Annotated in this window: 26 protein-coding genes and 1 tRNA gene; 19 read left to right on the top strand and 8 right to left on the bottom strand. The window is 66.2% G+C overall.

The window, feature by feature from the left end; translation table 11 throughout:
• Positions 1 to 193 precede the first annotated feature (193 nt).
• Together G7Y50_RS00660 and G7Y50_RS00655 are read left to right on the top strand one after the other, a co-directional pair.
• Positions 194 to 1,549 (top strand): ABC transporter permease, encoded by a 1,356-nt coding sequence (locus G7Y50_RS00660; protein ID WP_165047254.1) that lies wholly within the window; start codon positions 194 to 196, stop codon positions 1,547 to 1,549.
• Complete coding sequence (locus G7Y50_RS00655) at positions 1,536 to 2,942, top strand: ABC transporter permease (protein ID WP_165047252.1); 1,407 nt, start codon at positions 1,536 to 1,538, stop codon at positions 2,940 to 2,942. The genes G7Y50_RS00660 and G7Y50_RS00655 overlap by 14 nt, the downstream gene beginning before the upstream one ends.
• 589 nt (positions 2,943 to 3,531) lie before the next feature.
• On the opposite strand, the gene G7Y50_RS00650 is transcribed toward G7Y50_RS00655, so the two are convergent.
• Positions 3,532 to 3,618 (bottom strand) — tRNA-Leu (locus tag G7Y50_RS00650).
• Positions 3,619 to 3,947: 329 nt separating this feature from the next.
• On the opposite strand from G7Y50_RS00650, the gene G7Y50_RS00645 reads away from it, so the two are divergent.
• Both G7Y50_RS00645 and G7Y50_RS00640 read left to right on the top strand, forming a co-directional pair.
• Positions 3,948 to 6,188: a serine/threonine-protein kinase gene (locus G7Y50_RS00645; protein WP_165047249.1), complete on the top strand. Its 2,241-nt coding sequence runs from the start codon at positions 3,948 to 3,950 to the stop codon at positions 6,186 to 6,188.
• A 228-nt stretch (positions 6,189 to 6,416) separates the two neighbouring features.
• Positions 6,417 to 7,520 carry an ATP-binding protein gene (locus tag G7Y50_RS00640; protein ID WP_165047245.1) on the top strand — a complete coding sequence of 368 codons (1,104 nt, stop codon included), beginning with the start codon at positions 6,417 to 6,419 and terminating at the stop codon, positions 7,518 to 7,520.
• A gap of 144 nt (positions 7,521 to 7,664) precedes the next feature.
• Here the strand turns inward: G7Y50_RS00640 and G7Y50_RS00635 are convergent, their stop codons facing one another.
• Both G7Y50_RS00635 and G7Y50_RS00630 read right to left on the bottom strand, forming a co-directional pair.
• Positions 7,665 to 8,534 (bottom strand): PfkB family carbohydrate kinase, encoded by an 870-nt coding sequence (locus G7Y50_RS00635; RefSeq protein WP_165047243.1) that lies wholly within the window; start codon positions 8,532 to 8,534, stop codon positions 7,665 to 7,667.
• 2 nt (positions 8,535 to 8,536) lie between these two features.
• Positions 8,537 to 8,734, bottom strand: a complete 198-nt coding sequence (locus tag G7Y50_RS00630) for a DUF6724 family protein (RefSeq protein WP_165047241.1) — start codon at positions 8,732 to 8,734, stop codon at positions 8,537 to 8,539.
• Positions 8,735 to 8,893: 159 nt separating this feature from the next.
• Here G7Y50_RS00630 and G7Y50_RS00625 point away from each other — a divergent pair, with 159 nt between their 5' ends.
• The 10 genes from G7Y50_RS00625 to G7Y50_RS00580 all read left to right on the top strand — a co-directional run bounded on the left by G7Y50_RS00625 (position 8,894) and on the right by G7Y50_RS00580 (position 20,929).
• Entirely contained in the window at positions 8,894 to 11,449 is a 2,556-nt protein-coding gene (locus G7Y50_RS00625) for a hybrid sensor histidine kinase/response regulator (RefSeq protein WP_165047240.1), read from the top strand.
• 90 nt (positions 11,450 to 11,539) lie between these two features.
• Positions 11,540 to 12,835 (top strand): serine--tRNA ligase, encoded by a 1,296-nt coding sequence (serS, locus tag G7Y50_RS00620; protein WP_165047239.1) that lies wholly within the window; start codon positions 11,540 to 11,542, stop codon positions 12,833 to 12,835.
• Between the two features lie 30 nt (positions 12,836 to 12,865).
• Positions 12,866 to 14,068 carry a hypothetical protein gene (locus G7Y50_RS00615; protein ID WP_165047237.1) on the top strand — a complete coding sequence of 401 codons (1,203 nt, stop codon included), beginning with the start codon at positions 12,866 to 12,868 and terminating at the stop codon, positions 14,066 to 14,068.
• 4 nt (positions 14,069 to 14,072) lie between these two features.
• Positions 14,073 to 14,474 (top strand): hypothetical protein, encoded by a 402-nt coding sequence (locus G7Y50_RS00610; RefSeq protein ID WP_165047235.1) that lies wholly within the window; start codon positions 14,073 to 14,075, stop codon positions 14,472 to 14,474.
• A 70-nt stretch (positions 14,475 to 14,544) separates the two neighbouring features.
• Positions 14,545 to 15,855, top strand: coding sequence for a PLP-dependent aminotransferase family protein (locus G7Y50_RS00605; RefSeq protein ID WP_241156402.1), 1,311 nt, complete (start codon positions 14,545 to 14,547; stop codon positions 15,853 to 15,855).
• The gene (locus tag G7Y50_RS00600; protein ID WP_165047231.1) at positions 15,855 to 16,865 is read left to right on the top strand and encodes a D-alanine--D-alanine ligase; all 1,011 of its coding nucleotides are present in this window, start codon (positions 15,855 to 15,857) and stop codon (positions 16,863 to 16,865) included. The genes G7Y50_RS00605 and G7Y50_RS00600 overlap by 1 nt, the downstream gene beginning before the upstream one ends.
• Before the next feature lie 157 nt (positions 16,866 to 17,022).
• The gene (locus G7Y50_RS00595) at positions 17,023 to 17,607 is read left to right on the top strand and encodes a YtxH domain-containing protein (RefSeq protein ID WP_165047229.1); all 585 of its coding nucleotides are present in this window, start codon (positions 17,023 to 17,025) and stop codon (positions 17,605 to 17,607) included.
• Between the two features lie 177 nt (positions 17,608 to 17,784).
• Complete coding sequence (locus tag G7Y50_RS00590; RefSeq protein ID WP_165047227.1) at positions 17,785 to 18,987, top strand: PRC-barrel domain protein; 1,203 nt, start codon at positions 17,785 to 17,787, stop codon at positions 18,985 to 18,987.
• The gene (locus tag G7Y50_RS00585; RefSeq protein ID WP_165047225.1) at positions 18,965 to 19,858 is read left to right on the top strand and encodes a TVP38/TMEM64 family protein; all 894 of its coding nucleotides are present in this window, start codon (positions 18,965 to 18,967) and stop codon (positions 19,856 to 19,858) included. The genes G7Y50_RS00590 and G7Y50_RS00585 overlap by 23 nt, the downstream gene beginning before the upstream one ends.
• A gap of 132 nt (positions 19,859 to 19,990) precedes the next feature.
• A complete protein-coding gene (locus G7Y50_RS00580) occupies positions 19,991 to 20,929 on the top strand; it encodes an aldolase (RefSeq protein ID WP_165047223.1) in 939 nt (312 codons plus the stop codon).
• Between the two features lie 208 nt (positions 20,930 to 21,137).
• Here G7Y50_RS00580 and G7Y50_RS00575 read toward each other — a convergent pair whose 3' ends face one another.
• On the bottom strand, positions 21,138 to 21,404 hold the full coding sequence (locus G7Y50_RS00575) for a CopG family transcriptional regulator (RefSeq protein ID WP_165047221.1): 267 nt from the start codon (positions 21,402 to 21,404) through the stop codon (positions 21,138 to 21,140).
• Positions 21,401 to 21,676, bottom strand: a complete 276-nt coding sequence (locus tag G7Y50_RS00570; RefSeq protein ID WP_165047219.1) for a hypothetical protein — start codon at positions 21,674 to 21,676, stop codon at positions 21,401 to 21,403. Before G7Y50_RS00570 ends, G7Y50_RS00575 begins: the two co-directional genes overlap by 4 nt.
• Before the next feature lie 138 nt (positions 21,677 to 21,814).
• Between G7Y50_RS00570 and G7Y50_RS00565 the strand changes: the two genes are divergently transcribed.
• Positions 21,815 to 22,114 (top strand): nucleotidyltransferase family protein, encoded by a 300-nt coding sequence (locus tag G7Y50_RS00565; protein WP_165047217.1) that lies wholly within the window; start codon positions 21,815 to 21,817, stop codon positions 22,112 to 22,114.
• Positions 22,111 to 22,482 (top strand): DUF86 domain-containing protein, encoded by a 372-nt coding sequence (locus tag G7Y50_RS00560; RefSeq protein ID WP_165047215.1) that lies wholly within the window; start codon positions 22,111 to 22,113, stop codon positions 22,480 to 22,482. Before G7Y50_RS00565 ends, G7Y50_RS00560 begins: the two co-directional genes overlap by 4 nt.
• 221 nt (positions 22,483 to 22,703) lie before the next feature.
• On the opposite strand, the gene G7Y50_RS00555 is transcribed toward G7Y50_RS00560, so the two are convergent.
• From G7Y50_RS00555 to G7Y50_RS00545, 3 genes are read right to left on the bottom strand one after another with little or no spacing between them, the layout of a single operon-like run.
• On the bottom strand, positions 22,704 to 22,898 hold the full coding sequence (locus tag G7Y50_RS00555) for a Sec23/Sec24 zinc finger-containing protein (protein WP_165047213.1): 195 nt from the start codon (positions 22,896 to 22,898) through the stop codon (positions 22,704 to 22,706).
• 8 nt (positions 22,899 to 22,906) lie between these two features.
• The gene (locus tag G7Y50_RS00550; protein WP_165047211.1) at positions 22,907 to 23,056 is read right to left on the bottom strand and encodes a hypothetical protein; all 150 of its coding nucleotides are present in this window, start codon (positions 23,054 to 23,056) and stop codon (positions 22,907 to 22,909) included.
• Positions 23,053 to 23,280, bottom strand: a complete 228-nt coding sequence (locus G7Y50_RS00545) for a hypothetical protein (protein ID WP_165047209.1) — start codon at positions 23,278 to 23,280, stop codon at positions 23,053 to 23,055. The genes G7Y50_RS00550 and G7Y50_RS00545 overlap by 4 nt, the downstream gene beginning before the upstream one ends.
• Before the next feature lie 126 nt (positions 23,281 to 23,406).
• Here G7Y50_RS00545 and G7Y50_RS00540 point away from each other — a divergent pair, with 126 nt between their 5' ends.
• The 3 genes from G7Y50_RS00540 to G7Y50_RS00530 all read left to right on the top strand — a co-directional run bounded on the left by G7Y50_RS00540 (position 23,407) and on the right by G7Y50_RS00530 (position 26,197).
• Entirely contained in the window at positions 23,407 to 23,880 is a 474-nt protein-coding gene (locus G7Y50_RS00540; protein WP_165047207.1) for a helix-turn-helix transcriptional regulator, read from the top strand.
• A 178-nt stretch (positions 23,881 to 24,058) separates the two neighbouring features.
• Entirely contained in the window at positions 24,059 to 25,453 is a 1,395-nt protein-coding gene (locus tag G7Y50_RS00535) for an RNA-binding domain-containing protein (RefSeq protein WP_165047205.1), read from the top strand.
• A 183-nt stretch (positions 25,454 to 25,636) separates the two neighbouring features.
• Positions 25,637 to 26,197: a hypothetical protein gene (locus tag G7Y50_RS00530; RefSeq protein WP_165047203.1), complete on the top strand. Its 561-nt coding sequence runs from the start codon at positions 25,637 to 25,639 to the stop codon at positions 26,195 to 26,197.
• The last annotated feature ends 15 nt before the right edge of the window (positions 26,198 to 26,212 follow it).

The following is a 26,212-nucleotide window of genomic DNA, read 5'->3' as shown; positions in this document are numbered from 1 at the left end:
GCCGAGCTCGAAGGCGACGTGCTCGCGGTCGACTGCACCGCGGGCGCGCACAACCTGGCCGACGTGCTCGACCTGCTCAGCGCGCAGGGCATCGCGTTCGGGCGCATCTACGCTGAGCCGCCTACCTTGAACGACGTGTTCCTCGAGATCACCGGCACCGAGCTGCGCGACTAGCGCGGGCAGGAGGCACATCATGTGGAACACGTTCAAGTACACGGCGCTCTACCTCATGCGCGACCGGGACCTCCTCGTGTGGTCCCTGGCGTTCCCCATCATCCTGTCCACGCTGTTCTCCTTCATGTTCGCGGGACTCGATGACACGGTCTACGCCACCGAGCTGGGACTCGTGGTGGTGCAGGACGAGGTGTGGGAGTCTGACGAGGCGGTGGTGCTGCGCGAGGTGGTCGACGCGGTGAGCGAGCCGGGCACCGCGGCCGACGAGGTGGGAAGCCTCGTGGTGCCGCAGTACGTGGAGAGCGAGGAGGCGGCGCAGCGCGCGCTCGCCGAGACCGACGCCATCGCCTACCTCACGGTAGGCGCGCAGGGATCGCCGCACCTGCACATGAAGCTCGACCCGGCCGATAACGCGCTCACGGCGCAGCAGACCGTGGTGAAGACGGTGCTCGACGGCGCGCAGCGCACGAAGGGGGCCGTGACCGACGCGGTGGAGAGCCGCGTCCGCTCCGACGTGGAGCAAGCCGTGACCTCGGGCGCGTTCTCCCCCGCGGCCTTCGACCCCTCGACGCTGCCCGCCTCCGTCAAGGACTACGAGCAGGGCACCTCGATCTCGTCCGATGACGTCGAAGACGCCTCGGCTCTGCTCTTGAGCATGGGCATCGACGTCGAAGCCCTCGTTGACCAGGCGCTCGAGGTGGCTGACAGCACGTTCACCGAGCGCGTGTCGGTCACGCACAACGCGCCGACGGAGTCCACGCGCTACTACTACGCGCTTCTGGGCATGGCGACCATGTTCGCCGCCACCATCGGGCTCGTCGCCATGAGCCGCGCCTGCCCGAACACCTCGGAGGTGGGCGCGCGCCGCGTGCTCGGCGCCGTGCCGCGCGCGCAGGTGCTGGCGGCGACGTTCGCCGTCTCGTGGGTCCTGGCGTTTGTGTGCCTGCTGGTGGCCTTCGCGTACATCCGCCTGGTGCTGGGCGTCGACTTCGGCGGGCAGGACGCCGCGTGCGTGGGCGCCATCGCGGCGTCGGCGTTCACGGCGTGCGCGCTCGGCGTGTTCGTGGGCGCGCTGCCTGGCATTCCCGAGATGGCGAAGAACGGCGTCATGACGTGCGTCACGTGCCTGTCGGCGCTGTTCGCGGGGCTTTACGGGCAGGCGTGCATGAGCCTGGCGGACGAGATCGCCGCCGCCGCGCCGTGGACCGCCTACGTGAACCCCGCGCGTCTGATCTCGCAGGCGTTCTACGCCTTGTATTACTACGACAGCTACCAGCCGTTCCTCATGTCGGTTGGCGCGTTGGTGGCCATGGCGGCGGTGCTCCTCGTTGCGGCCGCGCTCATCTCAAGGAGGCAGCAGCATGAACATCTTTAAGACCGCGTGTCGCATTCTGCTCAAGCAGCGCACGTACATCCTCATCTACGTGGTGCTCCTCGGCTTCATGGGCGTGTTCGTGGCGACGGGGAACACCCATGGCGTCAGCTCCGATGACTTCGTGCAGGACCGCGCCGACGTGGCCGTGATCGACCGCGACGGCAGCGCGCTGGCGGGGGGCATCTCCGAGACCCTGGCCGAGCGCTCGAACATGGTTGAGGTAGACGGCACCGAGCGCGCCCTGCAGGACGCAGTGGCGCAAGGCACGACGGACTGCCTGGTCATCGTGCCGGAGGGATACGGCGAGGCGTTCGTGGAGGCGGCGCGTGCCGGCGAGGAGCTGCCGCGCGTGCAGACGGTGGCGAGCTTCGACCGCACGTCGGGCTATGAGGTGGAGAACCAGCTGCAGATGTACCTGGCGTGCGCGGCCGTGCACGTGGCCCTCGACGCGGACGGCGCGGAAGGGGACGCGGCGGGCGTGCTGGCGGACGACGCGGGTGATGTGCTGGCGGGCGGCGTAGCCGACGCGGGCAGCGCGACCGCGACCGACGCGGGCAACGTGGCCGGTGCGGGTGATGCGGCCGACGCGGGCGGCGCGGCCGCAAGCGACGCGGACGTCGCCGACGACGTGCTCGCCGCGGCGACGGCAGCCGCGCTCGACGACATGCGCACGGAGACGGCGGCCTCCTACGCCGTCGAGGAAGGGGAGGCCTCGCCTCTGCCCGACGACTTCCTGCTGTACAACCGCTGGCAGACCTACCCCATCCTGTGCGCGGTGGGCGTGCTGGTGTCGGTGACCATGGCGGGCTTCAACCGCACGGACGTGCGGCGGCGCAACCTCTCCGCGCCGGTGAGCAGCCTGTCGCTCAGCCTGGGGCTGGCGGCGGCGGGCGTGGTGTGCGCGCTCATTACGTGGGGCTGGCTGTCGGCTCAGGGGCTGGTGGTGTTCAGCGGGTCGCTTTCGGGCACCGAGGCGTGGCGCGTGGCGCTGTGCATCGCGGACTCGCTGGCGTTCGTCCTGTTCGCGCTCGCGTTCGGCTTTCTGCTGGCGCAGGCCGGCGCTTCTGAGATGACGGCGAACGCGGCGTCGAACATCACCGGGCTCGTGCTGTCGTTTCTGGGCGGGTCGTGGATGGACGTGAGCCTCATGGGCGGGGGCATGGAAGTGGTCGCGCGCTTCACGCCGTCGTACTGGCACGGCCAGGCGCTCGTGAACATCGCCCAGGCCGACGCGCTCACCTGGGAGGCGCTCGCGCCTGCGGTCATCGCCATGGGCATGGTGCTGTTGTTCGCGGCGGCGCTCTTCGCCGTGGCGCTTGCGGTGGGCCGCATCCGCCTCGGCAACGCCGGGGTGAAGGGCGCCGCCGCAGCCAAGACCGTGGCAACCGTCTAGCGCCTGCGTCGCCGCGGCTCGCGGTTGCCGGGTGTCTGCGCTGCCATGCCCGTGGTTGTCGGGCGCTTGCGCTGCCGTGTCCGCGATTGCCTCGTGCTTGCGGCGCCGCCGTGCCCGTGGTTGCCGGCCGCTTGTGCTGCCACGCCTTGGAGCTGCGGGGCGCTTGCGCTGCCGCGGTCCGCGGTTGCCGGGCGCTTGCGCTGCCGCGGTCCGCGGTTGCCTCGTGCCTGCGGCGCCACGGACCGCGGTAGCCTTGCGCCACCGACAACGCCCCCTTTGCATCCACAGCCCGGGAAAGCTGGATGGAAAACGTTCGTTGTCGGTGCTTCGGGCCCCTAAAACCACCGACAACGCGCATTCTCCAGCCACTTTTCTCAAAAAACCACCGATAACGGCCTCGTTTCATCCAGAATCACCTGAGGGGTGGATGGAAAAGCGCCGTTGTCGGTGACGCCGTCGGCGACCAGTGCGCAGGGGGAAGGAAGACGCCGGCCCCGCCTCGTCTTCGAGCTGCAACAGGGGCTACATCAACGTGATCGGGCGAAAAGCACGAGGTCCAGGCAGTTGCCCGGGCCCCGGTGTGTGTAAGTGGTGCGGGTGAAAGGACTTGAACCTTCATGGGGTTGCCCCCATACGGACCTGAACCGTACGCGTCTGCCAATTCCGCCACACCCGCACATGATGTCGACTTGCGTTGACAGCAACAGCTATGATAACCGAACGAAGAAGCCAGCGCAAGGGGTCATTTTCGCGATTTATTGCGACACAGGCCGGTGGGCACGCTGAGCAACGCCCGAAACGCCAGCGCCAAGGCCGCGGCGGCGGGATGGGGCATGGGCACCTGCGCTTCGCGTTCGTTGGATTTGCGTGGACGTGCAGGAGGCTGATGGCTCGGGCGACTCCTGGGAAGTATGATAGCATGTGCGTGAGCGCCGCCCGGGCGTGCGCTCGCCTTATCGCAGATCAAACGAACTACGAGCGAACCACGAGAGGCGCCCACCAGGCATGGCCCGCACCCAGCTCATACTCGACCGCTACCGCGTCATCGGCAAGGCCGGCGCGGGCGGCTACGGCACGGTCCAGCACGCCTACGACACCCACCTCAAGCGCGACGTCGCCATCAAGTGCATCGAGCTCTCCGAATCCGACGTGGCGCGCGCCCACCTGCTCGCCATGGAGGAGCGCCTGCAGCGCGAGGCCGAGGAGCGCGCGGCGCGCGAAGCGGAAGAGCAGGCGGCGCGCGCGGAGCTTGACGCCGCGCCTGCGCGCGAGCCGCTTCCCTGGGAGGACGACTTCGAGATTCCCGACCCCCTCGACCCTCCCGACGAACCGGCCTTCCTGCGCCGCCGCTCGGGTGCCGGCAGCGGCGCCCGCGACGCCAGCACCCGCGGCGCCAACGCTCGCGGCGCTCGCGACGCACGCGACGCTTCCGCCCCCTCCGCCTCCTTCGACGATCCTGACGACCTCGACGCGGACGACCTGTTCGACCACATCCCCGGCCTCGCTGAGGCGCAGACTGTCGCCAAGCTCAACGACGCCAACATCGTCACGGTGTACGACTGCGCGGTGGAGGGCGCCACGGCCTACATCATCATGGAGTATGTGGAGGGCAAGACGCTCGCGCGCATCATGCGCGAGATGGGCGACGACATCAGCCTCGACGTGATCGTCGCGGTGTTCAGCTCGGTGGCGCACGCGCTCGAGTTCGCGCACGACGCCGATGTGCTGCACCTCGACGTGAAGCCCGAGAACGTCATCGTGAACACCAAGGGCGTGGTGAAGGTGACCGACTTCGGCCTGGCCACGCTCATGGACGCCAGCGGCCAGGGCACCGCGGGCGGCGGCACCATCGGCTACATGCCGCTCGAGCAGATGCGCCAGGAAGCGCTCGACGTGCGCACCGACGAATGGGCGCTCGCGAGCCTCACCTACGAGATGCTCTCCGGCGCGAACCCGTTCTCCGCGCCAGGGCTTGCGGAGGCCGAGCAGGCCATCGAGGAAGCCGAGCTCGTGTTGCCGTCGCTGTGCTGGGACGCGCTCGACGCGGCGGCCGACGACATCATGTTCATGGCGCTCGACCCCGACCCGGATGAGCGCTACGAGTCGGTGGCTGCCTTCGCCGACGAGCTCACGCCGCTTCTGGGCAACGCGCGGGCGGGCAAGCGCGCGCTCGCGGCCATCGTGAAGGAAGAGGAGCCCGACGCGCCGCCCGAGCCCGTGGCGCCGCGCGAGCCCCTGCCGCCGCTGGTCGACCGGCTGGGGCCGACAGGTGCGGCGGTCGTCGCGCGCGTGCTCGCCGTCGCGTCCGTGGTGATGGTGAGCGCGGTGGCGCTCGTGAACATGCGGTTCGGCGGCGCGGGGCTGTTCGGCGTGGCGTCAGACCTCCCCGTCGTGTTCTGGGCGGTGCTCGCGGCCTTGGCGGCGCTCTCGGCGTGGCGGCCCGCCTTCGGCGCGCCCGCCGCCTACCTGTGCTTCGCGGTGATGCTGCTGCTCAACTTCGCGTTCGTCCCCGGGCTGCTGCTCTTGGCGGCGACGGGCGCGTGGTGGTGGTTCGTGGGTCGCTTCGGCGACGGGCCCGCCGTCTGTGCGCTGCTGCAGCCGCTCTGCGGCTCGGTCGGGCTCGGTGCGCTCTCCGCCGTGGCGGCGGGCGCGGTGCTCGACGTGCGCGAGGCGGCGGCCACTGCGGCGTTCTCCGTCGTGTCGGCGATCGCCTTCGCGTCGCTGGGGTCATGCGACCTCATGGGCTGGGGCGTCTTCGCAAACGCGCTTTTGCCGGCGAGCGCGCAGATCGCGGGGGCGAGCGTGGCGAACGCTTTCGTGGACGTGGTTGCCACGCCTCTGACCTGGTGCGTCGCGGTGAGCTGGATTGCGGCCGCAACGCTGTTCTCGCTGTTCTGCATGAGGGGGACGCGCGCGTTCGATGTTGCGGGCGCCTGCGCGGCTGCGGCGGTCCTCGTCGTCGGCGTCGTGGCGGGAACGGCTCTGGCCGCCGGGGTGGGCGCCGGCGCTGCAGCCACAGCCGCCAGCTCCGCCGCCAGCGCCAGCTCCGCCGCAGCCGCAGCCGCAGCTGCTAGCTCCGCTGCCAGCGACGCTGCAGCCACAGCCGCCAGCTCCGCCGCGGCCGCGCCCGCCGCGCTCCCGAGCCCCCTCGCGCTCGTGGGTGCGCTCGTTCCCGGGGCGGTCGGCATCATCCTCGCCGCAGCAAGCCTCTGCGACCGCGTTCGCCTCGAGGAAGGCGAGTGGTAGCGCGCCTCCTGTCAGCTAGGCCGAATGAGATGCGCGTCACCGTGCGCGGATCGTTTCTGAGTGCTCGGGTCAGAGCGTCTGTGCATGCCGTAACCTGCTCAGCGTTGCGCGAGCAACGAGCTGCGCGCTCGCTGCTGCGCGGCCGCCTCTTGACGAATAGGAAAAAAAGGAAAGAATAGGAAAAAAAGGAAAAGGCAGGAAAACTGCTCAGCGAAAGGACGGGAACCCATGCAAGACGTCATCTTCTCGCCTGCTTTCGGCAATCGCCCCTCGTACCTCGTTGGACGCGAGGCTGTGCTGAGCAAGCTTCTCGCCGGGTTGCGCTGTCCTCCTGGAAGCAGGGAGCGCGCCGTCATGATGCTCGGCCAGCGGGGCAGCGGCAAAACCGTGCTTCTGTGGGAGCTTGCTGATCGCGCACGCGAAGAGGGGTTTGTGGTGGCGAATCCCACGGTCGCCTCAGAGGGGATGCTCGAGCGCATCGTGGAGAAGATCCAAGACGATGGCGAGCGCTACGTGAAGAACCAGAGGGCGCGCGTAACGGGAGGCACCCTCGGCGCGCTGGGCTTTTCCGCGGGGTTGCAGTTTAGCCGTGACGTGCAGGAGTCGAAGAGCTTCCAGTACAAGCTCACGAGCCTTTGCCGAAAGCTCGCCTCGCAGCAGAGGGGCGTGCTGATCCTCGTTGACGAGCTTCAGGCGAATTCACCTGAGATTCGTCAGCTGGTTATCGCCTACCAGGAGATTGTCGGCGAAGGGCTTGACATCGCGCTCGTGATGGCTGGGCTGCCGGGAGCCGTCTCGGCGACGCTGAACGATCATGTGCTTACCTTTCTCAACCGCGCACGGAAAATGACGCTCGATCCGCTCAGCACAAGCGACGTGGACGCGTTCTTCGCGCGCTCGTTTGAGAAACTGAGACTGAGCGTTTCTCCCGATCTGCGCAGGGAGGCTGCGCGCGCGACGCAGGGATCGCCTTACCTTCTCCAGCTCATCGGGCACAACGTGGTGGCGTACGCCCCCGAGAACGGCGTTGTCGGCGAAAAGGAGCTCGGCGATGCGCTTGCGAGCGCTCAAGCGGATTTCGAAAGCGACGTGTGCGGCACGGCACTCGCGGCCTTGTCAGGCAAAGACGTGGAGTTTCTGCAGGCCATGGCATGCGATGACGGTGCAAGCAGAATCGCCGACGTCGCCGAGCGCATGGGTGTCACGCAAGACTACGCGCAGAAGTACCGCCGCCGCCTCATAGACGCAGGCGTGATCGAGGCGGCCAGGCGTGGTGAGGTGTCCTTCGCCGTGCCCCATCTGGCAAGCTATTTGCGCTATCAGTTCGAATAGCGTCTGGGCAGCCAGGCGCCAGGCGCCATCAAGCTTGCCACCCAGACGCGACCTTCGCGCATCCCGCGCGATTCTCATGCGGCCTTCGCGCGGGATATCGTCCTCGCTCGCTTCCAGCGCCTCGCCCTCGCGCGGCCGCCTCTCTTACCCCAGAAGCGCGGCGACCTTCCCCAGCAGGGGCTCGAAGCTCACGCCGCGGTCGCGGAAGTCGGGCTGCTGGGCGCTCACGATCATGGCGTCGTGCACGAAGTCGCCGGCGAACGCGACGGCGTCCTCGAGGTCGCGCCCGGCCATCACGGCGGCCATCACGCAGGAGGCGTACACGTCGCCGGTGCCGTGCAGCATGTAGGGCAGGTACTCGTTCGACACCTCGCGCACGGGCAGGTCCCTGCCGCCGACGAAGTTGCGGATCACGTTCTCGCCCGCGCGCTGGATGCCCTTGAGCACCACGTTCTTCGCGCCGCGCTCGACGAGGGCTCCCACGAGGCGCGCGGCCTCCGCGTCGGTGATGTCGGTCCCGGCCCACTCGTCGCCGATGGGCTCGCCCAGGATGATGGCGGCCTCGGTGAGGTTGGGCGTGAGGATGTCGGCGTCGCAGGCCAGGCTTGCCATGGCGTCGCAGAGCTCAGGCGTGTAGGTGGGGTACACCTTGCCGTGGTCGGCCATCACCGGGTCAACCACGCGCAGCGCCTTCGGGTAGCGCTCGTACAGCGAGCGGATGACGTCGACCTGCTCCGGCGCGCCGAGGAAGCCCGAGTACACCGCGTCGACCTCGACGCCGATCCCCTGCCATGCGGCCAGGTAGTCGACGAGGATGTCGGTGGTGTCGTGCATGTACCAGCCGGGGAACGCCGTGTGCGACGAGAACAGCCCGGTGGGCACGGGGCACACGTCGCAGCCGGCGGCGGACAGCACGGGGATGGCCACGCCGAGCGAGCACTTGCCGTAGCCGCACAGGTCGTGCACGGCCGCGACGCGCGGGATGTAGGCGCCTTCACGTTCGTAGAGCTTCAAAGCTAGTTCTCCTCTTCGTCATCGTCGTCGCCGAACAGCGACCAGTCGTCCTCGGTCTTCGCGTGGTTCCTGAACTGCTTGCGCGTCTTTCTCTCGAGGATGATGCACGCGATGATGCTGAGGACCACGCCGGCGCCGATGAGCACGCCGATGCCCGGCATCGTTTCGAACAGGAAGTGGTAAACCTCGCCAATGTCCATAGTTAACAGCCTCGTTACGTTTCAGGATCAGGCGCGCTGCGCAAGATCGCCATCGCTTAAGCTACTTGAATCGGAGAAAGTATACTATCTATCACGTGCGCTGGCGCAATCTCCACGGGGATTGGCGCTTTTGCGCGCGATCGAAAGAGGGGGCAAGCCTTGGCCGCCGGCATGCGGAAGAAGAGCAGCCGACTCGTCGTCGTGAGCGTCGTCGCGCTCGCGGCGCTGACGCTCGTGCTCGTGACCCTGTCGGGCTACCTCGAGGAGAAACTCGAGCAGTCGGGGGAGCGGCAGGCCCTCGCGCTCACCGTGCAGGCCGCCCAGTTCGCCAACGAGGTCATGCGCACCGGAGAAAGCGCAGGTGGCGAAGGGGAGGGGGGTGCGTCGGCGCCGCCGCAGGGCGCGGGTGACCCCGCCGATGCCGCGGGCGCGGCCGACCCCGCAGCTTCCCCGGCGCCGCCGCAGGGCGCGGCGGCGTTCGGCAAGATCGACACCATCCTCGTGTTCGACGCCGCCACGGGGCGCGTGGCGGAGGCATCGACCGAAGAGGGCCTGCTCGCGCAATCCGTCGAGCCGGGCGCGCTTGTGTACGACCTCGCGTGGGAGATGCTGTACGCCTACGACGAGCGCCTCGCGTCGTCTTCGCTGCGCCTTCCCTTCGAGCCGAGCGCCGAGGTGAGCGCGCAGAGCAGCATCGATCGCATGCGCGCCGCCATCGCCGTCGGCGACACCTACCTTGACCTGGGGCTTGCCCACGGCGACGAGTATTACGTGGCCCTCGCCCCGGTGGGCGAGGGCGCGTGGTACGTCTGCAGCATGATCCCCGCAGCCGACATGCGCGCCGAGGCCGAGGTGGTGTCGGCGGTGTTCACCGTGGTGTTCGTGCTGAGCGTGGCGTGCGTGATCCTGGCCATCGTGCTCGCGCTGTCCGCCTACCGCCGCCAGGCGCGCGAGCGCGCCATCAGGATGCGCACCCGCCTCTACGAGGCGCTCTCCGACAGCCTCGAGTTCGCCGTCAACCTGTACTCCCCGGCAGACGACCACGTCACGCCTATCGTGGCGAAGGGCGTTGACATCTTCGGCGCGAACCTGGAGCAGCTCATCAAAGACCCCGGCCTGGCCGCGCGGCTGCGCTTCTCCAACGAGGGAGCGCGCCTGCTTCGCCGCCTGCGCGAGGGCGAGGTCGGCGCGTTCGCCAAGGGCGAGTTCTCCTTCACGGCCGCCGACGACCGCCAGCGCTACGTGGAGTACACGGTGCGCCCGCTCTCCTACGACGGCCGCCGGCAGGTGCTCGTGATCCTGCGCGACATCACGTCCGACCGCGCCATCGAGCTGTCGATGCGCGACGCCATGGAGGCGGCCGAGGCGGCCAACCGCGCGAAGTCGGAGTTCCTCTCGCGCATGAGCCACGAGATCCGCACGCCCATGAACGTCATCTTGGGGATGCTCAAGATCGCGCGGCGCAACATGGACGACCCTGCGAAGCTCACGTCGAACCTCGACAACATCGAGAACGCCTCGGCGCACCTGCTCGACCTCATCAACGAGGTGCTCGACATCTCGAAGATCGAGAGCGGCAAGGCGGGCTTCGACGAGAAGCCCTTCAACTTGCGCGACGTGGTGCGCTCCATTGAGGACCTGGTCGCGCCCCAGTGCCGCGGCAGGAGCCAGACGTTCTCGTGCGCGCTTTCGGGGCAGGTGGACGCGTGGTATCTGGGCGACGCCGTGCGCGTGCGCCAGATGCTGGTGAACCTGCTCGCCAACGCGGTGAAGTACACGCCTGACGGCGGCCGCGTGGAGCTCGAGGTGACGGCGGCCTGCGCGTCCACGCTCCCGGCGGGCTACCGGCGCCTCACGTTCACGGTGTCCGACAACGGCATCGGCATGGCGCCGGGCTACCTCGAGCACCTCTTCGAGCCGTTCGCCACGGAGGGCCGCTCGCGCTCGCAGGGCACGGGCCTCGGCATGCCCATCGTGAAGAACATCGTGAGCGCCATGGGCGGCGACATCCACGTGGAGACGGCCGAGGGCGAGGGCACCACCTTCACGGTGGTGGTCGACCTGCGCCTGGCGGAGGAGGGCGACGCCTGCGGGGGCGCGGAGGGCGCGAGCGCGGAAGGTGCGGGTGCGGAAGGTGCCGCGGGTGCGGGGGCGGAGGGAGTTGTGGGTGCAGGCGCTGCGGGTGCAGGCGGCCCCGCGAACGCGATCGCCTCCGCTGAAGACGCTGCGGGTGCAGGCGCGGAGGGAGTTGCGCGCACGGGCGGCCCCGCGAACGCCCCAGCCCTCGCCCCCGCCGCGGGGTCGCTCGCGGGCGCGCGCATCCTGCTCGTGGAGGACAACGACCTCAACGCCGAGATTGCCAGCGAGCTCCTCGCCTTCGAGGGCGCGCACGTGGAGTGGGCCGTCGACGGCAAGGCGGGCCTCGACGCGTTCGCCGCCTCGGACGAGGGCACCTTCGACGCCGTGCTCATGGACGTGCAGATGCCCGTGATGAACGGCTACGAGGCCACGCGCGCCATCCGCGCGCTCGACCGCGCCGACGCGCGCGAGGTTCCCATCATCGCCATGTCGGCCAACGCGTTCGCCGACGACGTGCTCGCCTCGCTCAAGAGCGGCATGAACGCGCATCTGTCCAAGCCCGTCAACATGGCCGAGCTGGCGAGCACCCTCATCACCGAAATGGCCCGTCGCCGTCCGCGCCATGCGCTATACTAGGGCGACCATTGGGAAACCGGTTTCGGACGGCGCCCGCGCAGGCTTCGGCGCGCGCGGCGCGCGCCGCCGACCAACGAAGGAGCGCTGTTCATGCTAGACATCAAGTTCGTCCGCGAAAACCTCGACGCCGTGGCCGAGGCGATGAAGAATCGCCACGCCCCGTGGGATTCAGCGGCGTTCTCAGAGCTTGACGAAGCCCGCCGCGAGGCCATCCAGCAGGAGGAGGCCCTCCAGGCCGAGCGCAACGCGCTCTCCAAGTCCATCGGCCAGATGATGTCCCAGGGCAAGAAGGACGAGGCCGCAGCTGCCAAGGAGCGCGTGGGCGCCATCAAGGACGAGCTGGCGACCGTGGCCGCGCGCCGCGAGGAGGCCGACACCGCCCTGCGCGACCTGCTCATGCGCGTGCCGAACATGCCCGACGCCTCCACGCCGGTGGGCGACGACGAGAACGACAACCCCGAGGTGCGCCGCTGGGGCACGCCGCGCGACTTCGCCGCCGAGGGCTTCGAGGCGAAGGCCCACTGGGACCTGGGCCCCGAGCTCGGCATCATGGACTTCGAGCGCGGCGTGAAGCTGGCCGAGAGCCGCTTCTACCTGCTCGGCGGCCTGGGCGCCCGCCTCGAGCGCGCGCTCATCAACTTCATGGCCGACACGCACACCTCCCGCGGCTACAAGGAGTGGTGGTGCCCGGCGCTGGCGAACGCCAACACCCTCACGGGCACGGCGCAGCTGCCGAAGTTCGAGGAGGACCTGTTCAAGACCACGGGCGGCCTCTACCTCATCCCCACGGCCGAGGTCCAGCTCACCAACATCCACGCCGGCGAGGTGCTTGACGCCGACAAGCTGCCGCTCAAGTACTGCGCGTTCACGCCGTGCTTCCGCGAGGAGGCGGGCAGCGCCGGCCGCGACACGCGCGGCATCATCCGCGTGCACCAGTTCTCCAAGGTGGAGATGGTGAAGTACGCCAAGCCCGAGGAGGCCTTCGACGACCTCGAGACCATGGTGGCCGACGCCGAGAACATCCTGCAGCTTCTGGGCCTGCCGTACCGCGTCATCAGCCTGTGCACGGGCGACATCGGGTTCTCCTCCGCGAAGACCTACGACCTCGAGGTGTGGCTGCCGTGCTACGACGGCTACAAGGAGATCTCGTCGTGCAGCTGCTGCACCGACTTCCAGGCGCGCCGCGCGAACATCAAGTACCGCGACCCCGAGCACTTCAAGGGGAGCCGCTACGTGTACACGCTCAACGGCAGCGGCCTGGCGGTGGGCCGCACCATGGCCGCCGTCATCGAGAACTACCAGAACGCCGACGGCACGGTGACCGTGCCTGACGTGCTCGTTCCCTACATGGGCGGCGTGACGGTCATCAAGCCCGAAGAGCTGTAAGCTCGCGTCCCGCGCGTTTGGCGGCATCTGGTGGCAGACGAGAAGCCTGACGGGAGCCTGAGCCCCGTTGACATAATCGCCCAGGCGCGCGGCTCGCTCGGCGCCGAGCAGCCTGCGGCGGAGGAGCCCGCGGGCGCCTCCTCGCAGGCGCCGCGGACGCGCGAGGAGCACCTGAGGCGCGCCACGGGGTCGTTTTCCGCCGTCAGCGCCGACGCGGCGGGCGGCGCGCCCCAGGCGCGAGCCGGTAGGGCTGCGAAGACGAACAACCCGCGCGTGCTGAAGGCCGAGGCGGCGAAGGGAAGCGCCGGCAAAGGCGCGAGCGCGCCGGGCGAGGGCGCTGGGGTGCGCGCGGCTGGCGAGGCAGGTGCGGCAGGCGGATCGAGCGCGGCTGGCGAGGCGAGCGCGGCCGCTGCGGCGAGCGCGGCCGACGCTGGGGCGAGCACAGCTGCCGAAGCGGGTGAGGTTTCCGCGGGGGCGGCTGGCTCCGCGAAGCCCTCCGACAGCGCGAAACCCGCCGACGCAGAGAGCCCCTCCGACAACGCGCAGCCCGCGCGGCCCTCGGTTGCGAAGTCCGCGCGCGTGGCGCGCGCTGCGAAGGACGACGAGCCTGCGAAGCCGAAGCCCGCTGGCGCGAAGCCGGAGCGCCGCCGCATCGCCCCGCCGAGCGGCAAGCTGGTCGCGCTCGTGGCCTGCGCGGTCGTGGTGGCGGTGCTCGCGGGCGTGATCGGCGGCTTCTCCTTCTTCCGCTGGGGCTATGCGGATGACGCCGCCGATGTCCAGGGTTTGTGGTACATCGAGGGCACCGACGTGCCCATCACCTTCACCGAGGAGGCCATCGTCCTCAACGACGAGGTCACGTACCGCTACGTGCTCAACACCGACGAGAAGACCATCGCCTTCACCTTCAGCTACCTGCAGGGCGCGGGGCACTACCGCTTCTCGCTCGACCGTCAGCAGCTCGCCATCATGGACGGCACCTACGGCTGGTGGGACACGCTCGTCGACGACCTCGGGTGGACGGTGAACGCGCTCGTCTCCGCGGCGCAGGGCACGCCCGCCTCGCCGGCGGGGGAGGGCGACGTCACGCTGCTCTCGCGCGCGTCGGCCTCCGAGGGCGCCGCCGCGGCCGAAGCTGCGGCCGATGCCGCGGCCCATGCCGAGGGGAACCTTGCGGCCGCTGCGGAAGGCGCCGCCGACCCCGCCGCCAGCGCCGACCCCGCCGCGGCCGGGTAGCCCCGTGGGCGCCCTCGCCGTCGAGCGCGTTTCGGTCAGACGCGGGCGGCTCTCGCTGCTCGTGCGCGTCGCGCCGGACGCCCCGCGCCTCACGAGCCCCGCCCTCGCGCGCGCCCTCCTCGCCGAGCGCCCCACGCTGGCGTACCACACGTGCGTGAACCCCTTCGGCCCCACCTTCGGCGACGCCATCTCCCGCACGTCCCTTCCGCACGTGTTAGAGCACGCGATCATCGACGAGCAGGTGCGGCATCCGCGCTCGCTCACCGACGCAACGTTTGTAGGAACGACGGAATGGCTCGACGAGGCGGCGGGGCTGGCGCGCGTTGAAGTAAACTTCTTGGATGATCTCGTTGCGCTCGAGGCGATGCGCAACGCGTTGTCGTTCGTAAACGGAAAGGTGGTGTAAGAGAGGCATGTCAACAGCACATATCACATTCGATCAAACGGGTGACAAGGTTGCCCGGCGCGTGACGAAGATGCGCTCGTCGGCGGTGCGCGACTTGTTCTCAGCCGCCGTCCGTCCTGACATCATCTCCCTGTCGGGCGGCATGCCCGACGTGTCCCTCCTGCCTGCGTCGGCGGTGCGCAAGGCGGTGCGCGCCGCGGTCGACGACCAGCGCGCGGTGGCCCTGCAGTACGGCGCCACCGACGGCCGCGTGGAGACCCGGCAGGTGTTCTGCGACCTCATGCGCGACATCGGCGTGCGCTGCAAGCCGGGCAACGTTCTGCTCACGAGCGGCGCGCAGGAGGCCATCGACCTGCTCGCGAAGGCGTTCATCGACCCGGGCGACATCATCTTGGCCGAGGGCCCCACCTACCTCACGGCGCTCCAGGCGTTCTCCGCCTACGAGGCCGACGTGCGCTGCATCGACTTCGACGCCGACGGCATGCGCATGGACCTGCTGGAGGAGGAGCTTGAGCGCATCGGCAAGGGCAACCCGCGCCTGAAGCTGTGCTACGTCATCCCCAACTTCCAGAACCCCGGCGGCGTCACCATGATCCCCGAGCGCCGCAAGCGCCTGCTCGAGCTCTCGCACGAGTACGGCTTCATGGTGATCGAGGACGACCCCTACGGGCGCCTGCGCTACGAGGGCGGCCACCAGATCCCGCTCAAGGCGCTTGACGACGACGTCATCTACCTCGGCACCATCTCGAAGGTGTTCGCGCCGGGCCTGCGCACGGGCTGGATCGTGGCGCCGAAGAGCGTGCTTTCCAAGGTGAACCTCGTGAAGCAGGGCACCGACCTGTGCGGCAGCTCGTTTGACCAGGTGGTGGTGGAGCACTACTTCACCGACACGCCGTGGCAGCGCACGCTGCAGAAGTTCGTGCGCACCTACCGCGTGCGCCGCGACGCCATGCTCGCCGCGCTCGAGGAGTTCTTCCCGCCCGAGGCCACCTGGACGCATCCCGAGGGCGGCTTCTTCGTGTGGGTCACGCTGCCCACCTACGTGGACACGGGTTCCATGCTCGGCGCGGCGCTCGACGCGGGCGTCACCTACGTGCCGGGCGACTCGTTCTTCCCGGACGGGCAGCGCGGCAAGAACTGCATGCGCATCAACTTCAGCTACGAGACGCCCGAGAACATCACCGAGGCCGTCCGCCGCCTCGCCGGCGTGATCGAGGAGCGCCTCGAGCTCTACCGCGTGTTCTTGGAGGCGGGCGCGATCAAGGACTCGAGCAAGGACCTGGGCCAGGACTTGGGCAAAGGCTCAAGCAAGGACTTGGGCAAGGGTTCAAGCAGGGATTCGGGCAAGGCCACCGACTTCGAGCAGACAAGGAGCGAATGATGAAGGTTGCGGTTTTGATGGGCGGCTCGTCGTTCGAGCGCGAGTTCTCCCTGGCCAGCGGCAAGAACGTATGCGCAGCCCTCGAGGAGGCGGGCCATCGCGTGGTTCCGCTCGACACCAACGCCGACCTGGTCCCCACGCTGCGCAGCGAGCGGCCCGACGTGGTGTACAACGCGCTTCACGGCAAGCACGGCGAGGACGGCACCATCCAGAGCCTGCTGGAGTTTCTGGGCATCCCGTTCGTGGGCTCGCCCGCCAGCGTGTGCCACCGCTCGTGGAACAAGGACGCGCTGCACTCCTCGCTTGAGAAGTACCGCTCCATCACGGGCGAGGCGGCCGTCGCCTCGTGGCCGCAGGGCGTGTTCATCGCGCGCGACGCGTTCAAGGGCATGGGCGCCGCCACGGCGCTCGACCTGGTTCCCGAGCGCGTGATCGGCGGCTACCCGGTGGCCGTGAAGCCCGCGCACGGCGGCAGCGCGCTCGGCGTGCACCGCGTGGACTGCCAGGAGGACCTCGGCGAGGCCGTGCTCGACGCGCTGTCCTACGACGACGCGGTGAACATCGAGCAGTGGGTCGAGGGCGTCGAGGTGTCGGTGGCCATCTTGGGCACGGGCTGGGACGCCTACGCGCTGCCGCCCGTGGAGATCGTGCCGAAGGGCGCGTTCTACGACGCCGAGGCGCGCATCAAGGACGGGCTCGTCGACTTCCACTGCCCCGTGCGGCTCGCGTCGCTCTCGCCCGACGAGGCGCAGGCCCAGGCCATCCGCGCCGAGATCGAGCGCGCGGCCCTCGAGGTGTACCGCGCCTACAGCGTACGCGACCTCGGCCGCGTCGACCTCATCTGGGACGGCGGGTCCGCGCGCTGCTTCGAGCTCGACGTGTCGCCGGGCATGACCGAGCGCTCGCTGTTCCCCACCGCCTGCGCCGCCGCCGGCCTCACGCTGCCCGCCGTGCTGAACGAGCTGGTGGAGCAAGCCTACGCGCGCGGCGACGTGTTCCACGCGATCTAGCCTCCCTGCCCGCCCCGCGGCCCTCGGCCGCGGGGCCTTTCTTCCCACCAGGTAACGGCGGGGTTCCCAAAAGTAGAACCCTCATGTTTTATGCGGGCGCGGGGGCGGGGCTCACCTATAATGAGCCCAACGCTCAAGCAATCCCAAGGAGGCAGTCATGGCCAACAAGTTCGGAGTATTTATCATCGGAGGCATCGTCGGAGCCGTTGCCGCGCTCTTCGCGGCGCCGCGCTCCGGTGAGGAGACGCGCGCCATCGTCGCCGACAAGGCGAACGCCGTGCTCGGCGACGCCCAGGACTGGGGCTCGCAGGCTGCGGCTGGCGCCCAGCAGGTGTACCAGCAGGCTGCCGCGAAGGGCGCCGAGGTCGTGGGCGACGTGACGGCCAGGGGCGCCGAGATCGCCAGCGACGTGCGCGCCAAGGGCGCCGAGGTCGTCGAGGAGGTCCGCGACAAGGGCGCTGACGTGGTGGAGAACGTGCAGGAGGCGGCTGGCAGCATGAAGCCGGTGTTCACCGAGAAGAACGACGAGCTGCGCGACAAGATCGAGGCCGCGCGTGCGCGCATCGCCGCCCAGGTGGCGAAGAACGCCGAGGAGAGCGCCGCTGCCGCCGACGAGGCCATCCCCGCCGTCGCCGCCGAGGCGCACGAGGTGGTCGACGCCGCCGAGGACAAGGCCGCCGACGTGGTCGAGGGCGCCAAGCACGCCGCCGAGCGCGCGGCTGACGCGGTGGACCCGCAGTAGCCTTCGCGGCTAGCTGCACCCGCGTACGCTCGCGCTGGCTGCGCCCGCGTTCGCGCGTCGCTTCTGCACTAAGATAGCATCAACTTCCGACGCGCCCTTCATACGGTACCGATATAATGCGGTCAGGCACGGGGTCGACCCCCGGCCTGACCGCATTTTCGTAGTGAGGACGAGTTCGTGACGCAGCGACTGATTTGTACCAAGGACCTCGTGGGCATGAGGGTCTGGATCGAGAAGCCGAAGAAGAAGGACCCCGACGCCGCCAAGAGGATGGGAAAGGTGCGCGCGTGCGTGTTCCACCCGCAGGAGAAGCGCTGCGTGGGATTCATCGTGAAGCGGCCCGACCTCGCGCTCATGTTCCGCCGGAAGGACCTGTTCGTGGCGTACAACGGCTATGAGCTGCTCGACGGCGCCATCCTCGTGCATGACGACCCCTCCGCCACCGACAAGGGTGCGTGCAACGCGCTCGGCGTGGACTGGGACGAGTGCGTGCTGTGGGTGGGCCTGCCCGTGATGTGCCAGGACGGCACCGCCTTCGGGCTCGTGGGCTCGATCACCTACGACGCCGACACGGGCGCCATCGTCACGCTCGACGTGACGCAGGGCGCCACGGCCAACGCGCTTCTCGGCATGCGCCACGTGCCCGCCAGCCTGATCCGCGGCTTCCGCTACGGCATGGGGGCCGAGCTCTCCGTGTCTGACCAGGAGGCGGGCGAGGACGTGGTGCGCGGTGCCATCCTGGTGGACGACGCCGTGAAGGACCTGCCCGTGGAGGGCGGTCTCGCCGAGAAGGCGGGGGAGGCCACGGCGGTGGCGGGCGACAAGGCGCGCGCGGCCGTTGACGCGGCCAAGCCGAAGATCGACGAGGCGAAGGCGGCTGCGGGCGAGGCGGCCACGAAGGGCGCGTACGCCACGGGCCGCCAGCTCAAGCGCGCGACGCACATGTTCTCCGACTTCAAGGACGAGTTCGCCCGCGCCTCGGGCAAGGCGCGCGCGTCGGGAGCGTCGGGCGAGCTTGGCGAACCTGACGAATCCGCAAGCCTCCCGTCATCTTCTCGTGAGGCGGCCGCGGCAGCATCGAAGGCGGACGAGGACGTCGAGTACGTGTTCGTCGACGAGGACGGCAACGAGGTGGTGTTCGTCGACGAGGACGGAAACGTCATCAGCGACCCGAGCCTCTTAGGCGAGGCGTTCGACTTCGCCGACGACGTCGTCATCGAGGCGGGCAAGCCGCCACGGGCAAGCGCGGCTGCCGCCGCCGGCTCGCGCGCGAGCGCGGGGGCCGAGGGCGCGGTGCAGGCGGTGGGATCGCACCTGAGGAAAGCAGGCGGCATGTTCTCCGCCTTCAAGGAGGAATATGACAAAGCGCGAAAAGAGTAGCGAAGAGCCCGCAGGGCAGGCCGCAGGCGCGCCCGTGCACGGCCGCAACCACGACCGCGAGCACCCGCGCATCGACGCGCTGAAGGACAAGGCGCACGAGGAGAAGGTCGTCCACGGCCACGTCATGAGCGCCGCCGACATCTTCAAGTTCGCGGGGCTGGTGACGTTCTTCGTGCTCATGTGCGGCGTGTGCGTGCTGATCTGGCCTTACGTCCACGAGATATTCGAGCCGGGCGGCCTCGACCGCGTCATGGAGAAGGTGCAGCACGCCGGGCCCGCGGGCGTGGCCATCCTGCTGGCCATCCAGTTCCTGCAGATCGTGGTGGCCTTCATTCCCGGCGAGGTGGTGCAGATCGCGGCCGGCATGCTGTACGGCCCGTGGGGCGGCGCTGCCGTGGTGCTCGTGGGCTGCGTGTTCTCGAGCGCGTTCATCTTCGTGCTCGTCCACAAGCTCGGCGCCCCGTTCGTGCAGGGCATGGTGCCCACCAAGTTCCTCGACAAGTTCCGCCGCTTCGAGGCGTCGGGCAAGCTGAACATGGTGGTGTTCATCCTGTTCCTCATCCCGGGGCTGCCCAAGGACGTGTTCACCTACCTGGTGCCCCTCACCGACATGCGCATGCGGGCGTTCCTGCTGCTGTCGAACATCGCGCGCATCCCGGGCATCGTGGTGTCGACGTACGCGGCGGCGGGCATTGTGCAGGGCGACTACCTGCAGAGCGCCATCATATTCGCCGTCGCCGCGCTGGTGGCCGTGGCGGGCATCTTGGGCTACAACCGCATCATAAAGCTGCTCGAGCGCCGCGCGGTGGTGCCCGAGGGCACGGGCGAGCTCGACAAGCTCGACCCACGTGACTACGAGTCGCGAAAATAAGCCGGAAAACCGGTCTTTCGCCCTGATGCCGTCGCGCTGCCGTCACTCAGGCGGCTCCTTTTCGGTACAATAGAAGAACGTTTGGGAAGCGCGAGGCGCTTCCGTGCACAGCCAACCTTAAGGAGGAAACCCATGCCGAAGATCACCCGTGATCAGGTGAAGGTGCCGGCCGACGTCATGCCGGACATGCGTGAGGTGTACGTCGACAACTACATGAAGGCCACGCGCGAGACGGGCCGCCTGATGCTGTTCGCCTGCGATCAGAAGATCGAGCACCTGAACAAGGACTTCTACGGCGAGGGCATTGACATCGCCGACGCCGAGCCCGAGCATCTGTTCAAGATCGGCAGCCAGGGCGTCTGCGGCGTGCTGGCCGGCCAGCGCGGCCTCATCGCGCGCTACGCGGCTGACTATCCCGAGATCAACTACCTGGTCAAGATGAACTCCAAGACCAACCTGGTGGGCACCAAGCAGGAGGACCCGTACTCCCCGCAGCTCACCGACCTCGAGCCCGTGCTTGCCATGCGCGAGGCGGGCGTGAACATCGTGGGCCTCGGCTACACCATCTACCTGGGCAGCGAGTACGAGTCCACCATGATGGCCGAGGCGGGCGAGCTCATCGCGCAGGCGCATGCGAACGGCCTGCTCGTGGTGCTGTGGATCTATCCGCGCGGCAAGGCCGTCACCGCTGAGAAGGACCCGGACCTCATCGCCGGCGCCGCGGGCGTGGCGCTGTGCCTGGGCGCCGACTTCGTGAAGGTGAACCCGCCGAAGCCCGAGGACGGCCGCACCCCGGCCGAGGCGCTCAAGATCGCGTCGATGGCTTCCGGTCGCACCGGCCTGGTGTGCGCCGGCGGCTCCACCGTTGACGCCGAGACGTTCCTCACCCAGCTGCACGACCAGATCCACGTGGGCGGCGCCTGCGGCAACGCCACCGGCCGCAACATCCACCAGCGCTCGCTCGACGAGGCCGTGCGCCTGACCAAGGCCATCAGCGCCATCACGCTGGCCGACTACAGCGTCGAGGACGCCCTCGCGGTCTTCAACGGCGAGAAGGAGTTCGCGCTGTAAGCGAAGCAAGTTCGGTGAACTTGGCGGGTCCGGCAAGTTTGGCAAGCCTGGTAAGACCGGCGAGCTTGGCGAACCCGACAAGCCTGGCGGCCTCAGCCGCCTGACGCGTATCTCGAAGGCGCCTGCCGCATCCCCGCGGCAGGCGCCTTTTTGCGCAGCGGCCCTCAACCGCTCGCCTGCACCACCAGCGCCGGCGGGTGTTCGGGCGTTACGCCAGGGCCACGAGCTCGTTGTCTATCGCGCGGCGCACGAACTCCGAGCGCGAGACGCCCTCTTTCTCCGCGGCTTTGTCTATCGCCTTGAGCTGGAAGTCGTAGAGCTTCAGCGAGGTCGTCCTCATCTTCGCGGTCGGCCTCCCGTCGATCGGCTTGCCGAAATCGAAGCTCGAGAAATCCCCGCTCTCGTGCTTCTCTGCGTCGGCCTCCACCTCCTCAAGCGTGGTGCCGAACATCTCGCACAGATCCCTGTCGCTCATGCCTTCCTCCTTCCGAGGCCAAGCTCGCGCTTTATCGACTCCTGCGGCGGTGTCTGCGCGTGCTTTATCAGCCAATCGCCCGCGTTGCTCCTGATGGCCACGACCTCGACAAGTCGCCCGCTTGCGTCGTATCCGATGCCGACGTGCTCTTCCGGTTCCTTGCCGAGCCTCGGCATGCTCCTGATGCAGAACTCCCAGGCATGGGCGGCGTCCTCCTTCGTCAGCTCGGGATGGCGCTCCGTCACCCTATCCAGCACGAACACCCTGTCCAATGTTAGCCCTATCTGCGGTAGTCCTATTCGGTATTACCTCATTGTAGCACGATCGTTTCGTCGACTTCTTTCAGAGCGGGCAGGACGATAAAGCTATGATATGATGCGCCTGGAGACGCAGCTTGAGGAGGTGCCGAGATGACTCGCAAGATCTACACGCACGATGAGCTTCGTGACATGATCGTGCCTCTGCTGAGCAAGTACGACATGGCCTCGGCGAGCCTGTTTGGCTCATACGCTCGCGGCGAAGCCAATGAGGGTTCGGACATTGACGTGCTTCTCGAAGGCGGCGAAGGCTTTAAGGCGCTCAATATCTTCGGAGTTGCCGAGGAACTTCATCGCGCCTCAGGCAAGCGCGTTGACGTCTATGAGATCTCCGAGCTCAAAGAAGGGCCGTTCCGCGAAGCCGTCATGGCAGAGGCGGTGCCGCTGTCATGAAGACCGATCTCTATCGTCTCCGCCGCATAGTGGAGATGGGCAATCAACTGCTCGAGGTTGTTGAGGAAGAAGGTATCACGGCCGAAACGCTGGCTGCTAATTTCAAACAACAGTGGCTGGTTGCGACACCTCTTTTCAACATAGGTGAGCAGGTGAACTGCTTGTCAGCCGAGTTCGTTCAGGACTATCCAGATCAGCCGTGGTCAAGTGTGGCTGGCTTGAGGCATCGTCTTGCCCACAACTACGAGGGCACAAATTGGACCATGATCGGCTCTGTTCTCTCGGATGACCTCGCTCCGTTTACCAAGAGGGTCGAGGAGATCGTCTCCGAAAAAGAGCAGGTGGGCACTTCGCGGGAATGGCATTGATTACGCGTTCCGCAACGTTGGAAGCCGATATCGTGCATAAACGCGGCAACTGCTCTTTTGCCGGCCTAGCTTGTTCAGTAGGTGCTGGAAAGTTCAAGCAATAGCCGCTCAAGGTGACTGACGGTTCCCGCACTAAAGCGCTTGCGGTTAGAGTGGGCGTCGCTGTCAGAAGATCGAGGGCACAGAGATGCCCTCGTCAGAGACTTCCTTGTCGCCGCCGTTTAACAGTCATCTTCCTCAAAGCCGCTTCGGAAGTCATCTTCGGAATCGTAGATGTTGTCCGACGAGATGCTGTTTTTATGGCCGCATTCGATACAGCGCCAGACATAATGGTGGTCATCAAAATTGTCTTGATCATTCAGGTAGGCATCGCAGCGGTCGTACCACCAGTCAGTGCCGGGAAACCTTGCGCTCATTGCACTCCTCACTTTCCTTTCGTCATCTTACGCAGCGTGCTCAACTTCATGTCGCTCCTGATATCGCGACCGTTCTTGTGGCGAAAAGCTCCGGCTCCAAGGCCAAGCTTTCTCTCCAGGGTGCCTATCCTGCAGTCGCTGCGAATTCTTCTGATCATTGCTCTTCCTTTCGTTTAAGAACTGCAAACCTTGCCGATTTTCGTTCTTTGCCCACAGTGGTTGCTGCCAACGCACCATTTAACTCAGGCCCAATTTGTCTAAAGATAGGCGCAGGCGCCAAATGCGCTTTAATGCCTATGTCTTTAGCGAAGTCAGGATGTGCTTTGATGAGCGACATAAGCCTCAAGCGGGAAATACGCGTCGAAGCATCCGCGTCGATCACCTCCTTTGTGTCGCCGCTATTTCCTTGATGATGTATATTTTCTTAGTTGTAGGAGAGCGTGATTAGGGTCTATGCTGCAGGAATAAGCACGGGTTTTACTGCGAGAGTCCCAGGATAGAGAACGTTATGCCAAGAAAGTCAACCAAGCTAAATAAAACGCCTTATCAGATTAAACGCGAGGAACTCGGCCTTTCGCGTGCAAAGGCCGCAGAGTTATTAGATGGAATTACTGAAGACAGGCTCGAAGGGATTGAAAATGGACGTATAGCCGCAACGCCCGATGATATCCTCCAATTTGCCGACAAATATGGTGAACCTTCTCTTTGCAATGCTTACTGCTCTGGTCAATGCCGCATTGGGCAGCGGTATGTTCCTCAAGTTGACACAAGGGAGTTGCCCAGTATTGTTCTTGGGATGATCGCAACGCTGAACAACGTAAACGCAATGAAGGATAGACTTATCGCCATAGCGGCGGATGGAAACATAGACGAATCCGAGCAGGCCGAGTTCGTAAAGATACAGGAGCAGCTCGAGCAGTTGTCAATATCTGTTGAAGCCTTGCAACTCTGGGTAGAGAAGGCGGCCAGAGGCAATGGGTAGCGGATGAATGCGGGGTAGTGGAAGGTGCGAGACTGCTAGATGTCGGGTATGGTCTCAAATTGCCATGCTTCGCCTAAGAAGCCATTATTGGGACTACGAAATCTGTTGTTGGCCATACTTATCACCCCATTTATCACTTCAATGCTAAAATCATGAAGTGATAAATGGGGTGATAAGTATGGATTTAGCAGCGCTCGTAAGCGAGCTTCGGTCCTACAGCTTTGAAAAAGAATGGTTCGAATTCAAGGAGAATTGGCTGCAGCCTGCGCAACTTGGCGAGTACGTCTCCGCCATTTCAAACAGCGCTGCCATGCTTGGTCGCAAACACGGATACTTCGTATGGGGCGTGAGCGACGAGGAAGGCCACGAGTTGGTGGGAACTAGCTTCGACCCCGATTGCGAAGTCAACCAAGAGCCATTGAAGCATTTTCTTGCGAGACAACTTGAGCCAAGTGCGGATTTTGACTTCTTCGAGGGAGACGTTGGCGGAAAAAGAGTGGTCGTTCTCCGAATTGGCTGTGCGCGAATCGCTCCAACGGCGTTTAATGGCAGCCGCTTTATCCGCATAGGATCCAGCAAAGAGAATCTTCGCAGGTATCCTCAGCGAGAGGCTGCTTTGTTCGGCGTTCTTGCACATGGAGTCCCTACCGTCGAAAACACCCCGTCCGAACGCCAGAATCTCTCGTTCAGCCAGCTTCTGGTGTATTACGCCGCCAAGGGAGTCAAGCTCAATCCGGAGACGTTCGAGACCAACCTGGGGTTGCGAATGAATGACGGACGTTACAATCTCCTGGCGCAACTTCTATCCGACGATTCAGGTATGCCCATACGTGTCGCTATCTTCACTGGCAAGGATAAGACCAGCAATATGTACTCAATACGAGAGTTTGGGCATCAGTGTCTGTTCTACTCTCTCGACGAGATACTTCGCTACGGAGATGTGGTGAACGTTATGCAGGCTGACGAACGGGATCGGGTGGTCGAGCGCAAGGACATCCCCCTTTTTGATGAGGAGGCCTTTCGCGAGGCGCTCGTCAACGCATTCGTGCACAACGCATGGGTTGATGGCAACGAGCCCATGGTGACGGTGTTCTCCGACCGTATCGAAATCCTCTCGCGCGGCACGTTGCCACCGCGTCAGACCATGCGTGGGTTCTTTGCAGGCGAGTCCGTACCAGTGAATAGAAAGCTCTCGGAAATCTTCCTTCAACTCCATATCAGCGAAAAAACAGGACGTGGCGTCCCCAGGATCGTCGAGCGCTGCGGCCGGTCGTCCTTCGAATTCCGGGAGACTTCCATTGTGGTGACGATACCGTTTACCAGGGTGAATGGGAACGTGGATGAAAAGGGCCCCGTGTCAGCCCAAAAGCTCTCTCCATCTGCAAAAGAAAAGCTCCATGATCGTGTGCTCTCAGCTATGAGGAGCGATCCGAACATTACGAAGGCACGCCTGGCAACCCTTCTCGACGTCAGCGAAAGCAGCATTGACAGAGCCGTGGCGGCGCTGAAGAAGGCAGGGGCCATTGAGCGCGTAGGATCGAACAAGTCGGGACATTGGCACGTAATCGAGTAGCCGAGAGCTGGTAAGTGCCAGACACATGAGTGCTCATCAATGCCCATCTCAAGTGCAGTTTTGCTCAGGTCTCTTGTGATTCCTTTTCTGGTCACGGTGAGAAACAAGTCCGATTGGCGCTAGCAATCAATCGGGCGGTACCGTGCGCGTTTGCTGCTTATCTTTATAAAATATCCCGACAAGATGACGTTCGTCAACTACAACCGCCCGCTGCCGCCGGTAACCATACGGGACTTGAACGAGCGCGAGGACTTCGACAGTCGCGGCTACCTGAGCCCCGAGATAAGGGATATGTTCTTTGCCCTCGATCTCGTTGAGTCGTACGGATCGGGCATACGCCGCGCGAAGCGCGCGATGGCAGCAAACGGTTCGCCCCCACTTGTATTCACGCCGGACAACGAAACCGATGACTACACCATGGCCGCCGCCTGCATCAACGAGGAGTTCTTGAGAATTCGAGCTGGCGAAGCGAGCGGAAAGCTCGCCAGCAATCCGCCAGCAATCCGTCAGCAAGACAGGGAAGGCGGCTGTGGCGACAGGATCTCGTGGGGTGCGCTCGGCAAGAGCGAGCGTGCTGTGTGCAAATACCTTATCGGACACGGCGAAACAGGTGCGGCGGCGATAGTCGAGGGGTTGGGCATGAAGCGCAGGACGCTCGGTGACGTTCTCAGGCGACTTGCCGACAAGGGAATCGTGGTGGCCGAAGGGCAGAGTGTCAGCCGCACCTACAAAATCGCCGACTAGTTGGCAAAGCGCCCG

This window comes from Adlercreutzia sp. ZJ176, from assembly GCF_011038975.1.
Lineage (GTDB): Bacteria > Actinomycetota > Coriobacteriia > Coriobacteriales > Eggerthellaceae > CAAEEV01.
This window is presented reverse-complemented; position numbering and strand designations above follow the sequence as displayed.